Annotated in this window: 9 protein-coding genes; 1 reads left to right on the forward strand and 8 read right to left on the reverse strand. The window is 41.3% G+C overall.

The genetic code is table 11. The annotated features are described in order from the left end of the window. Positions 1-5 precede the first annotated feature (5 nt). From WDA22_09150 to WDA22_09170, 5 genes are all read right to left on the reverse strand, one after another. Complete coding sequence (locus WDA22_09150) at positions 6-3,347, reverse strand: hypothetical protein (protein ID MFA5833631.1); 3,342 nt, start codon at positions 3,345-3,347, stop codon at positions 6-8. A gap of 25 nt (positions 3,348-3,372) precedes the next feature. Then, positions 3,373-6,051 (reverse strand): TonB-dependent receptor, encoded by a 2,679-nt coding sequence (locus WDA22_09155; protein ID MFA5833632.1) that lies wholly within the window; start codon positions 6,049-6,051, stop codon positions 3,373-3,375. Between the two features lie 127 nt (positions 6,052-6,178). Next, positions 6,179-8,059 (reverse strand): T9SS type A sorting domain-containing protein, encoded by a 1,881-nt coding sequence (locus WDA22_09160; GenBank protein MFA5833633.1) that lies wholly within the window; start codon positions 8,057-8,059, stop codon positions 6,179-6,181. A 74-nt stretch (positions 8,060-8,133) separates the two neighbouring features. Then, positions 8,134-12,879 (reverse strand): T9SS type A sorting domain-containing protein, encoded by a 4,746-nt coding sequence (locus WDA22_09165; protein ID MFA5833634.1) that lies wholly within the window; start codon positions 12,877-12,879, stop codon positions 8,134-8,136. Positions 12,880-13,003: 124 nt separating this feature from the next. Further along, positions 13,004-13,876, reverse strand: coding sequence for a substrate-binding domain-containing protein (locus WDA22_09170; GenBank protein MFA5833635.1), 873 nt, complete (start codon positions 13,874-13,876; stop codon positions 13,004-13,006). A gap of 430 nt (positions 13,877-14,306) precedes the next feature. On the opposite strand from WDA22_09170, the gene WDA22_09175 reads away from it, so the two are divergent. Continuing rightward, a complete protein-coding gene (locus WDA22_09175; GenBank protein ID MFA5833636.1) occupies positions 14,307-15,122 on the forward strand; it encodes a phosphatase PAP2 family protein in 816 nt (271 codons plus the stop codon). Positions 15,123-15,155: 33 nt separating this feature from the next. Here the strand turns inward: WDA22_09175 and WDA22_09180 are convergent, their stop codons facing one another. The 3 genes from WDA22_09180 to WDA22_09190 all read right to left on the reverse strand — a co-directional run bounded on the left by WDA22_09180 (position 15,156) and on the right by WDA22_09190 (position 16,797). After that, entirely contained in the window at positions 15,156-15,692 is a 537-nt protein-coding gene (locus WDA22_09180; protein MFA5833637.1) for a hypothetical protein, read from the reverse strand. Positions 15,693-15,919: 227 nt separating this feature from the next. Beyond that, on the reverse strand, positions 15,920-16,408 hold the full coding sequence (locus WDA22_09185) for an Hsp20/alpha crystallin family protein (protein MFA5833638.1): 489 nt from the start codon (positions 16,406-16,408) through the stop codon (positions 15,920-15,922). Between the two features lie 47 nt (positions 16,409-16,455). Continuing rightward, entirely contained in the window at positions 16,456-16,797 is a 342-nt protein-coding gene (locus WDA22_09190) for an Hsp20/alpha crystallin family protein (protein MFA5833639.1), read from the reverse strand. Positions 16,798-16,803: the final 6 nt, after the last annotated feature.

The following is a 16,803-nucleotide window of genomic DNA, read 5'->3' on the forward strand; positions in this document are numbered from 1 at the left end:
AGAAATTATTTAATGATAGCAAATTTTCCCACATGTGTGCCGGTTTGATTGCCGTCCACGTGGAAAATATATAATCCTGGTGCCGCATCCATATTATCTTTAGTACGTAAATTCCATGCAACAACTCCGTCATTCGATCCGTCGTGCCGGAGCGTTTGCACCAAGTCGCCTTTAACAGTATAGACGCGGATGACTGCATTCATCGGTATCCCGCGGAATTCCACTTTCCGTTCCCCTCGTCCTGAGATAGCAAATTTTTCCGGTTCAAAACTAGCTGCCCCCACGTATGGATTTGGAACAACATATGGTTGCTGCGTAAAATCTGTTTTGGCTTTGGCGGCGTCCACACGTTGACCAGTAGTGTAAAAAGTAAATTCATCCTTTGCATGAAATGGAAGTTTCAAACGAAGAACAAACACGTCTCCTTGTTGCGGGTTTACGACCGGCCCGCGTATATATTGACCGGTGGTGTCAACAGAGATCGTCCAAATGACATCCGGCAATCCCGGAAGATTCTGTTGTGTGTTTGTATCAAGAATATTGATGAATTCGGTATGTGCACTAAGTGTACTATCATTATTGCTGTCATAGAATGTATAACGCAATTTCATCAACGATCCATCCTCTTTCACCGCATACACTTTGAATTTTGAAGGACGGTTTTTTAAAGAGCCGGGATTAAAACGGAATGACGTGTCAACAATTGCGTTGCTGAATTCAATGCGAATATCGTTCGGATACATTGGTCGCATTTTTTCCGGTTTGACAGACGTTGTTGCTTCAAACAGCATCTTAAATTTAAAATTAGCAGCGCTCCCCGCTAACAATCCAGTTCCGGCGGTATCAATTGTTGAAAGTGATTGTGTCTTTATGATCGGTTTGATACCGGCACCGACTTGACCGTTTCCTTTGCCATCCAAATCTGTTCCTCGATCTATATAGGTAGTCCCGTTTGCACTATCAATTAATTCATAATAATCGGATCGAATATCAGAGGTGACAGAATTTTTGAATCTCAAAACCAGCGTCCTGTTATTTGGTACACGGTCAGAATTTACAATTTCCATGTCAACCGTTCCGACTCCATTCCCTTTCGTGTGAAACACAGAACTAGTTTGTGCCGGTACAAAACCAGAAACTTTTGGTTCTGGACGTACTTCTACGGCATTCGGTGGGAGTATAATTCCACCTCTTACCGTTCGAGAAACAGAAACGGCATTTTCGGAAGGATAAAAACCGAGAGAGTCGTTTCCATAATCATAGGCAACAATAGCATAAAAATATGTCTGTCCGTTTACCACGGTTGTATCTTTAAAATTGTGCCGAATTCCCGACTCATTACCCATGAAGTATTGCACGCCATCAACAGAAAGATTCGAATATCCTTGAATATCATCCACAACGTCAAATTGAACAAGAGGTTTTCCAAAAACCATCGGTCCGGTTCCTTGTGCGTTGGAGATCACCTTGATGTCGCGGAATTCCGGATCGGTGGCTCGATAGATTCTATATCCTTCAAAATCATTTTTGTATGAAATCGGATCGATACTTCGTTCAGCAATATCATTCCATGAAAGTCTCACAACACCGTCGCCCGATTCCGCATGCAGCGTTGGGCGCGGCGGCGGCGTGGCAAATTGATAGTTAGCATTGTAAATCTGCTGCACAACAGAAACTGTTTTTCGCAGATCATACAGATCATTACCGTACGCCAATGCCAGGCTAAAACGTTCGCGACTGCCGGCGGGGAGTTTAAAGGTTCCGGAAGCAAATAGGAATCCGATATTATAATCCAGAGCTAACGATGGACCGAACGGTAATTTTCCATTGTCTGCGGTAAATTGTTCATACAATTCTTTTGGCCAAAATTTTTGACTTCCCGGATCATTCCAGAATACAATTCCATCTGTTTCACCGCCGGGATTTGATTTTCCCGGTGCAATGCGATTAATTTTAAATCCCGTGAGACCAATCTGATCAGATTCGTGCAGATCGGTTTCCCCGAAATTCGTTTCTCCTTGAGATGGTTTTCCATCATTCTCACCCGCGTCATTCGTCCCAAAAATTCCATCAGTACCTGTATCATGAAATCGCGCTGACCAATCCATATCTTCATCACCGGTGAACCAAACACTGTCTCTATATGCTGGTCGCGATGTGACTGGTCCATAAATAATTTCGAATTTTGTCCGGTCATAATTTGCATTGATGTAATTCAAAATATTCTGCTGTCCGGTAATCTTTTGACCAGAATTTCCGTCTCGTTTTTCATCGGTAATACCGTCAGCATCGTTATCGGCGACATCATCCTGTTTCCCGGGTGTTTCCAAATAGGCATAACCGAGATATCCGGTCTTTCCGCAATTATTCACCAAACTCTTACCGTGACCGTATGAATCCCATGTATAAACGAGATTCAATCCAAAGGATTTATCGTAGAAAGCATTATCGTCATCCGATTCAGGCAAAGGATCGCATCCAATGGCGGAACCACCTACACCGGAATCCATATAGAGACCGAAGATAATATTGTCGAGGTAGTCCGTAGTTCCTTCATTCGAAATATCGTAGTGCCAAAATATAACATTGCCTGCTTGGGGATTTGACCATTGGAATCCGCGTGTTTCAATACGTAATCCCAAACCGCGGCGTGACGAATCGCGAAAATCGGCAGTAAAGGCGGGGATTCTATATTCATCATCATCCAGAACAAAGAAACTTTCTTGATCGGCTACAATCCGTTTTCCGAAATATCCGTTCCATGTCGCAGTCGATGGATCCGAATCTGTACCATTAGGTCCAAGTCCATCATTTTTCCAACCCGGATCCGAAATATCATTTAGTTTATCAATCCATTCATTCGGCCACGTTCTTGGAAGATGACTCATCGCCGGAGAACGGTCTCGATTAATCGAAACATCCGATTGAAAATATCCTGGGCGCGGTTCAAATCGCATATCTCGCAGTGTTCCAATAATTTTTTGTTGGCGTTCGCGAAATCCGGTTTCCATAATCCAATCAAATTCGTTTGTCGATTTTTTGATCTTTGCCAAAACAAATGGTGTGATACCGTCGCTATAATTCATACCAGCCCCTTTTGGTACTTCAACGGAATGGAATGTACTAAGATCAACGTTGATTGGATCGATTGGATAGTCACCTACCATGCCGAAATTCAAAAAGGTCGATCGGATATTATTGGCATCGTGCGTTCCTGCTCGTTCAAAGCTGAAATTCCCCCGCCGTTCTTTTGGCACAACGGGAAACAATATCGTCTGCGGAAGAATTTCCTGACAGACAAGAAGTACGGCAAACGCGTACGGCAGAATTACAAATGATCGTTTCATCATACAAGAATATTGTTTATAAACATTAGTCAATCAATGAAGACCCTCGAATTGAAATACCTATTTCTATCCTTCGCGGAGAATTATACCGTCCGGGATCTGTCAATGTCACCCTGTCCGATACCGGCGAAAGTGAATAGTCAGGACTTCCAGTCGTCGTAAACACAAAACCATTGAAGAATGAAGCATTAAAAACATTGAAGATGCGGATAAATGCGCTGAGATGAATTCCATCAAGAAGAAAATTCTTTTCACCCCTCAAATCAACAACAATACCATTTGATTTTCTACCCGAATTATTTTCAAGATCAGCACCAAATCCAGATCCGATGAGCGGCGTATATGGTTGTCCGGACGCGTACCTTGCAATAGCAGTAATGGAATAGTTATTCTGTTCTTGCAATGATACATTTCCGTTGAGTGTGTGTCGCTGATCCCATTCAAACGGCACTTCGCGGGGATTTGCATCTTTTCCCGCTGCCGCGCGCGTTGCCGTTTCTGACGGATTGCTCGAATTTCCCAGCGCAAATTGGTTTGAATAATCAAGCGACGCGTTGATCAACGAACCACTGCGAAAATCCAACGCAAGTGTAAATCCGCTGACACTGCCGAAATCAACATTTGTCAGCCGGGAATATTTGGCGGCGTTATACGTTTCAATAAATTCAACTCCCAACAGATCACGAATATCTTTATAGAACATACTTCCATCAATCCCAAAGTTGTCGTTCAGCTGCATTTTCATTCCAAACTCATATTGAGTGGTGAACTCAGGACGAAGATCAGGATTACCAAGGACGGAATAGCTCACGCCATTTGCAAGATCCTTCAGAATACTGTAATCAGAATTGGAAAAAAATTGATTGATGGCAGGAAGTTGATAAAAATGTCCATAAGAAAAATAGATCGAACCATTCACCATGATGGGATAGGAGATTCCTAGTCTTGGAGCAATCGCAATTTTTTCAGATGTCTTTTTTGGCTTTGAAGTCGGGAAACCAACAATAGCATTTGCCGGATTTTGCAAATCACTTGGTATGGTTGTGCTTGCGTCAAAATATTCCATGCGCACACCGCCACGGACAGCGATATCTTTCCATTCGACCCTGTCTTGAGCATACATCGAAAATGATACTGGCGTATAATTTTGTGGCGGCGGAAAGAGCGGACTGTTGACATACGCATGTAACGCACCGGTAACACTATCGCGATCAATCACCCCAGGATTTCCATAGGTAATATCCGGCAATTGTAATTCAGCACCAACCTTCACCAGATGAATGTTTGTCACTTGCGCGGTGATAGAAGTTTTAATGATATTCACTGTGGTTTTTTCGATATAACGGCCGAGATCAACACCTTGTATAATCGCTCCATTGGCGTAATCTGCATCGCCGCGCGGCTGTTTCGCCTGATAATATCGCGGATCGTTTACATCTTCATATTTATAATCGCGGTAGTCAATAATATTTTGCCGAAGATTGACTGTATAAAATATTTTTTCCGTCAACATGTGTGTGAAATCAAAACCATGTACGATAGAAAAAAATCGCGGAGTTTTTATTCCATCCGGATTCAATCTGTAATTAAATAGATTTGAACTATATGTTCTGTTATTGGTGAGATTAAAAATAGCCTGATAACTGATCTGCATTCCTTGAAATGATGCATTGGATAATTTCATTTGACCGGACCATTCATCATTCGAGGTCAGCGGAATCAGTTTGTTATCTCCGGTAGGGTAAAATTTCTTCGTATTAAAGTCCGACGTATCGGTAGGATTGAACTTGCGGGTAGCGAAATAATACCCATCCGAAGCATATCTGCGAGCGCTTAAGAGAAATGTTGTTTTCGAAATTCCTGTCGGTCCGCTCAAAGCAAATTGATAACTTTGGATTGCCAACGGATTGATCCGTTCCAGATAGGGATATTTGGAAACTTTACCGATGCCGACGTAATCGCCGATATATGATTCGGCAGACCAATCAAGCTTGTCATTAAAACCACTTCTCAGTACGGCGTTCACCACGCCGCTCATTGCTTGTCCATATTCCGCATCAAAAGTACCGCTGATCACCTGCACTTCCTGCAACACTGAACGATCCAACGAAACTGACGACGCATTTGTCAGAGGATTATTTACTGACACTCCATCTACCTGATATTGAACTTCTCCTATTCGTCCACCGCGAAAATGTCCGTCGACAACGCCGGCTTGTAAGTTTACTATATCCTGGAGATTTTGAACAGGTAAAAGAGAAATTTGTTCTTTACTCATGATTGATACGGCGCTTGTTTGCCGCGTATCTACTATTGGTTTTTCAGCAATCACAACCACTTCCGAACCAACGATCACTTCTTCTGATAGATTCTCATTAAGGGTTGTCGTTTGTTCGGAACTGATTTCAATTCCTTTCACGACTTTTGAACCGAACCCGACACTACTCATCCGAACATCATAGGTACCAGGAGGAATATTGATGATGACAAAATACCCTTCAAAATCTGTCGCCGATCCCATCGTTGTTCCCTGAATAATAATATTGACCCCGATCAGAGGTTCATTACTTTTTTTATCGACGATATGCCCGGTTAGTTTCCCCGATGAACCAGCCGATAAAATTGTTGGAAGGAATAACAGAACGAAATAGAAAATCCATAACGTCTTGACGGGTGATTGGTGCGTTGTAAACATCGTTTTCATGTGAGATGAATTTATGTTTTGAGCGTCGATCGTTGCTTTGTATCTATGGAATACCAGTGGAACGACATACTGAGCTGATCATAAAACATGAGAGAGAGTCGGGCTCTCTCTCATGGATAGAAATTGATTATTTCAGCAAGACCATCTTGGAAAACGGAGTTGCGAATTCCTTTCCGGTCACACCGCTGTGTAAATGAAGTTGGTAAAAATAAACACCAGTGCTTAACTTCGAAGCATTGAACGGAACCGAATGCTGGCCAGATTGAAATTCTCCAATGTCAGTTGATGAAATTTTTCGGCCAAGAATATCGAACACTGATAATGTTACTCTTCCATCCGTCGGTGAGCTAAATTTAATATTTGTGGATGGATTGAAGGGATTAGGATAATTACCGAGAATAATAAATTCCGTCGGCAATGCATTGTTTACTGTTTTACCGACACCGGTAATCAACAGTGTGGTATCCATATATACATAAGCAGCTGCTGCAAATCCTTCATGTTCCCTAAACCACCAGGTTCTCGTGCCATAACTTAATGATGAGGGATTATAGGAATCACCATCAAATAGCGTTAGTCCTAAATAGAGTACACCATCTCCAAGTCCTGAGGGATAACCCATTTTTGTTAAATCAATAGCTTGTTCTATTTGATATCCTGCATCTTCATCGATGCCCGTTGTATCAAGAGTGGTGTTTGGTTTGAGTGTCAGTGCAATTTGAGCTCCATGCAGTGAATCGCGAAATTTCGGATAATAATCTTTTAAACTATCCTTACCGTTTTTGCCCACAATCACTGTTAACTTCATTGGTATCTGATCATGATCGGTCTGGTTTTGATAATCTTTTCCCATTCCATTCATGGTGATCATAAAACCATCCCATCGGTCATATACATCGAGAAATTGTACTGCTTGATCTTGTACATCAACACCAACATACAATGTGTTTCCTTTGAAGAACATTTTAACATTCGCTTTTGAAGAATCAAACACCGTTGCTTTTCCGCCATTCACGGGAGGTTGAAACTCACCGCTCGCAAACGGTCCAACGCTCGCATACGCATTTCGGATTTTGTTATCACCGAATCGGATATCAATTCCTTGTATCTTTCCCCAGACCGCTTCATCAAGTTTTCCGTCGATTGTTGGAGACGTCATGAGTTTGCCGTTTTGAAGAGAATATTCCGGCAACAACTTCGGAGCGGCACCGGATGCTGTTGTGATATCGGGACGGACATGAATTCTGAGAAAATTCTTGTTACTGACATTTGCCCAAGGACCTTGTAACCATGTTCTGCTAAATGTTACCCAATCCTGTACCGGAAAAAACCAGTCAACATCACGAAATGCAACATTGAACATGACGATATCACCGTTCGGATCTGCTGTGTTGTAACCCAATTTTTTGATGTTGATCTTCATCTCCACAGTGTAACCCGTATCCGGTTTTGCATCCGTATTGGTTATTCCTTGAACAGTTGTAGCCGTTTCAAAATCTTTTATTGTATATTTCCCTGTCGGTCCAGTTGATGGAGGACCACCGACCGCGGTGACCGCACCGGGATTCATCCATGATTCATTAATCCAACCGTAAAGAAATTCACCAGAAGGTGCCGGACGTTGCTTCAAATCACTTTTATCACGAATGTTGAAAATGATGGCATCAGCAGCACCAAAATTTCCACCGCCAATCGAACTGTCTTTCACCGTAAAGGCAAGATAGAGAGAGTCTCCCATCACAAGAAATTTTACCCAAGCGCGAGTGGAATCGAACACTGTTCCGGTTTCTGCAGTATATCCGCTTCCGGGAAGTCCGGCGCTTTTTCCATACTGCACGTACAGAGATTCCGCTTTCGACCAAGCTGCCTCATTCAATTTTCCATCAACAACAAGAGATCCAGCTGGAGCTGTCCTGGCCCAAATTGCATCTGTTCGTTTTGGCTGGGTAACACTCATCAACGAAATCAAAATTACACACGTCACTATTTTGTAGAATGTTTGAACCATACGTTATTCCTATTTTTGTAAAAAAATGCTGCCGAAAATTCTTTGAAAGGAATTTCCGGCAGCAATGGTGACTGTTATTTCAGTAACATCATTTTCTTTGTTTGAACAAACGTACCGGCCTGAATTCGATAAATATAAATTCCAGACGCCAGTTTGCTTGCATCAAAGGAGACATGATAATTACCAATGTTTTGTTCTTGGTTGACCAACGTTGCAACTTCTTGGCCAATCATATTGTAGACCTTCAAAACCACCTGACTTGCAGTAGGAATTGAATACTGAATGGTTGTTGATGGATTGAATGGATTCGGATAATTCTGCGCTAATGAATATTCAACCGGCACGAGATCACTGCCATCGACACCGGTAATGCTTGACAAAAGCACAGTCTTAAACGCTGAACCCCATTCACTGCCCCACCATGATTTGTAATAGGAACCGCGTGCACTATCCCAAGGACTCATACCATACGGCCAAGGTTTTGCAGCGTCAAATTGATATCCATCGGGATCAAATACATTCATGGACATTTGAAATGACACCGGACTGGTTGAGGCTGTAAATCCTAATGCGGTCAATTTAATCATCAGTTCAGCAGTATAACCATTATCCACATTGGTTGTATCGTTTGCGGAAGAACCGGACGGCAAGAATCCTGCACCGGCACCTGAATTCAAAACAGTTTCTTCGTATTTGATGGTGTCTTTATTTGCCGCAATGTTCTGATAATACAACTTGTATTCTTTTGTGGCACCTGCTTTATCTTTTACCTGCAGGAACATTCCATCACCTTCCCAATCAAATCGGCAAATGGATTTATCGTTTGATTGAATACCGAGGTACAGATTGCTTCCGCGGTGTAAGAATTTAACTCGTGCGATACTTGTATCGATATACGGAATATGATACGTAACGCCATTCACATCAAACGACGCTTTCAAATCAAAACCGCCGGTAACTGATTTTTCGGTACCGCTTTTTGGAAGATTGGGTGGTCCAAACACGAGTGTCGGTGCATTTGCCCAATCAGTTTCATTTAATTTTCCATCAAGTGTAATTGCCGTTGTAGAGACAAATGGTTTAATTGTGTCGGGACTATCGAACGCCGGCAGCAATTTTATTTTTTTGAAGCTTGAACCCCATTCACTTCCCCACCATGATTTAAAGTATGAACCGCGTGCCGAATCCCAAGGACTCATTCCATACGGCCAAGGCAATGCTGCGTTAAATTGATATCCATCCGGATCGAAGATATTCATGGAAATTTGGACTTCGTTAACCGTGGCAGCATATCCTAATTTATCCAACCGAATTCGAAGTTCTGCCGAATATCCATTATCCACATTCAGAGTATCGTTTGCCGTAGAACCTGTGGGTAAAAATCCTGCACCGGCACCGGAATTCAATACTGTTTCTTCATAACGGATTGTATCTTTGTTCGCTGCGATGTTTTGATAATAGAGCTTGTATTCTTTTGTTGCTCCTGCATTGTCTTTAATCTGAATAAAGAGACCTTCACCTTCCCAATCGAATCGGCAAATAGATTTATCGTTTGATTGGACTCCAATATATAGATCAACACCTTTATGCAAGAATTTCACACGTGCCCACGAACTATCCTTATTCGGATTATAATATGTTACCCCGTTGACATCAAACGCGGCTTTCAAATCAAATCCTCCAGAAACCGTATGATCCGGACCTTGCTTTTTCAATTGTGCACCGTTTCCGAATATTAAGGAAGGAGCACCACCCCATTCCGGTTCATCTAATTTTCCGTCAAGTGTTACTGTGCTGCCAATATATGCAGCTGCCATCATTGGCGGATCTTCATATTCTTTCACCACAGGAACAAAGTTCAGTTTTTTGAAACTCGATCCCCATTCACTGCCCCACCATGATTTAAAGTATGAACCGCGTGCACTATCCCAAGGATTCATACCATACGGCCAAGGCAATGCCGCATTAAACTGATATCCGTCCGGATCGAAAATGTTCATCGATATAAGAACACTGTCGTATGGCGCTGTGTATCCTAATTTATCCAAACGAATGCGTAGTTCGGCAGTATAACCATTGTCTACATTTGTTGTATCATTTGCGGTTGAACCGGAAGGCAAGAATCCCGCGCCGTTTCCTGAATTCAAGACACTCTCTTCATATTTGATTGTATCTTTATTTCCCGCAATATTTTGATAATACAATTTGTATTCTTTCGTTACTCCTGCTTTATCTTTAATCTGTACAAATAATCCTTCCCCTTCCCAATCAAATCGACAAATGGATTTGTCATTCGATTGCACTCCTAAGAAAAGATCCGGACCTTTGCGCAACATTTTCACTCTTGCCCATGAACTGTCTAAGTTTGGATTATGATATGTTACGCCATTCACATCAAATGACGCTTTTAAATCAAATCCTCCGCTGACCGTTCGATCTACTCCTTGTTTTCTCAAATGCGCACCATTCCCGAATAATAAGGAAGGTACATTTCCCCATTCCGGTTCGTCTAACTTTCCGTCTACCGATATTGCTTCCGCATTTTTCACCAACATTGTTGGTGGATCATCGTATTCTTTTACTTCAGGAACAAAGTTCAACATTTTAAAAGCCGAACCCCATTCACTACCCCACCACGATTTAAAATAGGAACCGCGAGCGCTATCCCACGGATTCATACCATACGGCCAAGGCAATGCTGCGTTAAATTGAAATCCGTCCGGATCGAATATATTCATCGATATTTTGACATTTTTATAAGGATACGAATATCCCAACTTATCTAACCGTATTCGAAGTTCAGCTGTATAACCATTATCGACATTGGTCGTATCATTTGCAGTTGATCCGGCTGGTAAAAATCCCGCACCTCCTCCGGAATTCAAAATAGACTCTTCGTATTTAATGGTATCTTTATTTCCAGCAATATTCTGATAGTACAGCTTGTACTCTTTGGTCACTCCTGCTGTATCTTTTATCTGAACGAATAATCCTTCACCTTCCCAATCAAACCGACAGATCGATTTATCATTGGATTGTACACCAATGTAAAGATCCGGACCTTTGCGAAGGAATTTCACTCGCGCCCACGAACTATCTTTGTTCGGAATATGATATGTAACTGAGTTTACATCAAACGATGATTTAAGATCAAATCCGCCGGTCACCGTCTGATCTATTCCTTGTTTTCGTAAGTGCGCTCCGTTTCCAAATAACAACGAAGGTGCGCCGCCCCATTCCGGTTCATCTAATTTTCCGTCTAATGTTACTGCTCCCACATTCTTTACTAGCATTGCGGCAGGATCATCGTACTTTATCGGTTCCGGCGTAAATGTTAAAGATTTAAAACTTGAACCCCATTCACTGCCCCACCATGATTTATAATAGGAACCGCGTGCGCTATCCCATTGACTATAACCAGGCACCGGCGTTGCTGCATTAAATTGAAATCCATCCGGATCGAAAATATTCATTGAAATTTGAATATTATTGAGCGGTAATTTATATCCAAGTTTATCTAAGCGTATTCGTAACTCCACGGAATAACCATTGTCAACATTTGTGGTGTCATTCGCTGTAGAACCGGACGGTAAAAATCCCGCGCCAGAACCCGAATTCAAAACGCTTTCTTCGTATTTAACTGTGTCTTTGTTCCCAGCAATGTTCTGATAATACAACTTGTATTCTTTTGTCACGCCGGCAGTATCTTTAATCTGAACAAAGAGACCTTCGCCTTCCCAATCAAATCGGCAGATGGATTTATCATTGGATTGAACACCAATAAAAAGATCCGGACCTTTGCGCAAGAACTTTACTCTTGCCCACGAACTGTCTTTGTTTGGGATGTAATATTTCACGCTATTGACGTCAAATGATGCTTTGACATCAAATCCGCCGCTCACCGTTTGATCACCAGCCTGTTTCTTTAAGAAGGCACCATTGCCAAACAATAGCGCGGGTGCATTCGCCCATGCTGGTTCGTCCAATTTGCCGTCGACAGTAACTGATTCTGCATTCTTTACTGGCATTGATGCAGGATTGTCGAAGGGATTAATTGCAGCGGCATCCTTCCAAGTTTTACCAACACGAATTCCGTCAACAAGTAATGTAGGTGCATTGCCTGCTGTTCCCTGACGCAAGCTGACTGCAGCAATGGCAGCAATATCAGTTTGAGTAGTGGACACAGGACCTGCAGATGGTGTAGACGGTTCTTCCTGAGGAAATGCCGAATTAGAAAAGACAAAGAGACTGACTTCATCATCTGTCGTCGATCCTGTATTGAAGAGATATTTTACTACAAGCAAATATGTTGTATTTAGATTATAGATTGAATCTGTAAATGTCGGGGGGATAGCAGCGGAAATAGAAGTTTTGCTAATTCCAAATGCTATCTTTCCATTATCCGCGGGACGCACAAAGAGCCGCGGTGAAAATGCAGAAGTATTTCCTACTACTTGTGTCAAATGGAAAAAATAATCTCCAACGTATGGAGCACCATTTCGCACAGCAGCAACATTCACAAGGAACGATGCAAAGATTGTCCCGGAAGTCTGAGAAGTAAATCCTATACATACATCTTGTCCAGTTGAATCAACTTTTGAAGCATTTCCAATACCCGAACCGGCATAATTGGAATAGATCAGACTGCCATTGACAACTTTTACAGGGTTTGTGAGGGATGTCCCGGTTATTTGCCATCCATGACTCAGTACTGAATCTCCTGCCGGATAACTGAAATTCTCTTGCAACAGCAACTGAGCATTTGCAGTCGAGATAAGACCTGCAAATATCGATGCAAAAAGCAACAATAGTTTTTTCATCGTTCAACTCCTTTTAATGTTTAGTGATTTGGGATTTAATGTTGCATGATATATTGTATTGATACTGATTATCTTTTCAAGATGAAGATCATACTCACCCGGGTTACGAAGAACCAAATTCACATTATCCATTAGTGCTCTCTTTCCCAACGTGAGTTATGCCATTAATTTTTTTACAACTATTTCTGATTGATAATGTTGTTGGAACGAAGATGTGTGCTGCGTCCCCTTTTGTTCGTTTTTGCAATCTGTCAAATACTCGAGAGATCGCCATCGCACCAAGGTCATGAATAGGAATATGGACAGATGTAAGAGAAGGACTTAAATATTTTGCCACCGGAATATCATCGAATCCACAAACAGAAATATCGTTAGGAATCCGTAATCCAGCTTCACGAATGGCACCGATAGCACCAATCGCCATGGAGTCATTGAACGTAAAAATAGCTGTTGGACGTTCCTGTAATTTCAGAATTTCACGTGCTGCTTCATATCCGGATGCTTCGGTAAAGTCTCCGTCGAACTCAAATGTTTTGTTGAATGGTAATCCTTGATTCGTAAAGGCCGCCCTGTAACCGCGTAAACGCTCCTGTGATTCTAAATTATTTTCGCCCCCTTTTACAACAGCTATTCTGGTATGACCGATACTTAAAAGATAAGATACCATGTCTCTGGCACCGCCAAATCCATCGGTCACAATAGTGTCAAAATGCGGGTTGTTGATTTGACAATTAAGAAGTACAACTGGTAGACCTTTGGGTAGGTTGGTAAGAAGGATCTCAGATTCAACTTGCGGAGACATGACCACCAATCCATCAACTCTCCCTCTCATAAAACGGAGAGCAGCTTCAATCTCTTTGGGATCGTTGTGAGAACTTGATACGATGAGATGATACCCCTGCTCTTGTACACTCGAGTCAGCACCTCGAATAACTTCCGAAAAGAACTCTCCATGAAGGTCCGGGAGAAGTAAACCGATAGCTTCGGTTTTCCTCATTATTAATCCACGAGCCGCTGGACTCGGAGCGTATTTCATTTGATTTATAATAGAGCGAATCTTGTCACGCGTTTCCGGTTTGACCTTGTCGCTACCGTTTAATACCCTTGAAACGGTAGCAATCGAAACACCTGCTTTTTTCGCCACATCTATTATGCTATATCGCATGCGCTTAGAGTGAAAACCTTTACATTCTTATGGATTATATCTCATAAGGATGTGCTTTTGAGTGGAACAATGTAAACGTTTACATTTTTAATAGTTTACCACCAAAAAAATTAATTGTCAAGAACTTTTTTAAAAAAAGTATCCTCTTCCTTAAAAAGTTGTGAAATCCTATGAATCCGTTAGTTTTCGATGACAAATTTTTATTAATTGATAATGAAAATTGAAAACTCATATAAATTTTCTACTCAAAACTTGTTTACAAATGAAACCCATCATAATCACTATAGTCGGTCTCCTATCACTTTGCGTTTCATCTTTCAGTCAAGAGACGCTTTCAAAAAATGGCCCCTATTCTCTTCATTGGACAACTGATGGAATCACTTTTGGTTCTGCTTTTATTGTCGCGTTCACTGCGTCGGCAATTGATGATTCCGTTCCAATGTTGACCATCGCAGAAATTAATGTTTTGAATAAGGATGATATCAATCCGATTGACAGAATAACAGCAGGAACTTTTTCGAAAACTCAATCTCAAATAAGTGATGTTTTAGTCGGAGCTGCTATTGTATCACCATTTGCCCTTTTTCTTGACGAAGAAATTCGAAATGATTTTGGTACTATTTCCACCATGTATTTGGAAACCGTATTATTTTCCACATTCACTCCCTCGTACGGCAAAGGCGGAGTGAAACGGATCCGACCCTATGTATATGGAAACAGTGCATCTCTTGCCGATAAGCAAGATGGTGAATCCCGTCGTTCTTTTTTTTCAGGGCATGCCACATGGGCTTTCTCCACCAGTATTTTCTTTGCCAATGTCTATTTGGATTATTATCCTGATACTCAATATAAAGAGTATATATGGGGGGGTGCAATCGGACTGGCTTCAACGGTCTCTATTTTACGAGTTACTTCAGGGGCACATTTTATTTCTGATATCGTCGTTGGTGCAGCGGTAGGAAGTACGATTGGATATGTAATACCATACATCCATAGAAAAAAAGAGAACGAAATTTCGTTTCAACCCATCATTGCTCCCAATTATCGTGGGTTTTCCTTCACATATCATATAAAATAAAAAAGGCGGACAATTGTCCGCCTTTTCACTCTTCTATGGTCGTCCGCCATGTCTACCTGGACCTCCAGGCCCACCATGATCATCATGACCACCTCGTCCACCAGGACCTCGTCGCGGAGGTTTATTCCAAAAATTTGTCACCCATTCATCAAATTTTACGATCTGTTCTGCCGTTAAGATGAATTTAATAGAATCAACAAATTGTGTACGTGCCGCCACAACTAACTCACGAGCTTGTTCTTTGGTAATAAGACTATCATGAACTTGTTTTCGAATATCTTTTAAAGTCACAAACAAAGTTTGTGCATATACTTTTACACTGTCAAATTGTGCATCTGTCAAACCAACATACTCTTTTATATGACCCAGCATTCTTCCATGCCGTATTGAATCATGTGCTGGTCCATCTCCATGCATCTCAATAATTTCTGCATCTGTTGCCACCGTCGCCTTATACATTGTTTCTACGCTATAAGGAGCATCAGTCGCAATTTCACTTGCAACAGGACTGCTTTTATCGCATCCAACGAACAACAAAGCAAACAATGCTGCTACAAAAAGGTGCTTCATATTTGGATCCTCAATTAGTTTGTAATGATTGATTTAGAATTGCTATGTCATATATCATTACAAGCAACATGCCAAAAAATAAATGATGAATTTTAATCATTTCAAGGATTCATATACTTTCTGCTATGCATAATTTGCGCACTGAATGCATAGGCTGCATAAAAAAAAGTCCCGCTCAGCACGGGACTTCAATTAAATAATGGTACTATTTTCATCGCTATAAGCTATTATTGCACCTTTACATCAATCATTTTCGGTTTTGCTTCTTCTGCTTTCGGAAGTGTCAATGTCAAAACGCCTTCCTTGTATTGAGCATCAATATCATTTGTTTTGATTGTACCTGGAATGGCAAAGGAACGTTCAAAAGATCCATAACTTCGCTCTACGCGATGATAATTTTCCTCTTTCTGTTCTACTTCATTCTTTTTTTCACCTCGTATCGTCAAAACGTTATTCTCCACAGTAATCTTTACATCATCCTTCTTCATCCCCGGAAGCTCCGCTTTGAGGATATATTGATCCTTGTTCTCTACAATATCGACTGCGGGACTCCAATCCTTGCTGAAGAATGAATCTCCCGCCACGATATCACCACGAAAGAATTCTTCGAAGATTCTATTCATATCATTCTGCAGTGAATGCAATCCACGAAATGCAGGAAATTCACTATTCCAACGTGTTACGCTTTGGCTTGGTATTCGTTTCATTAGTGACATAATTGTTCTCCTTCCTTCTTCCTATGTGACATGGATGATTTTTATGTTTAGTTAACTGTTATTTGTTTTGGTAAATATTGCTGCTTTTTGTTTAACGTAATCGTTAATACACCAAGATCATATTGTGCATCGATTGTATTTAAATCAATATTTTGCGCCAGTGAAAACTCCCGGCGATATTGTTTCGCAATGTCGGATTGTTCTGGTGTGGATAATTCCAACACATCGGCTGAGATGAACAATGTATTGTTTTCAATATTTGCTTTGATACGGTCTTTTGCCGCACCTGGAATATCCAACGTCACGACATAAGAAGTTGGTGTTTCAACAATATTAACTGCCGGAATAATTGAATGAACCGTTTTCTTTTCTAAAATATTTTGTGACATATTCGT

This window comes from Bacteroidota bacterium (assembly GCA_041658205.1).
Classification (GTDB): Bacteria; Bacteroidota; Ignavibacteria; order UBA10030; family UBA8401; genus UBA8401.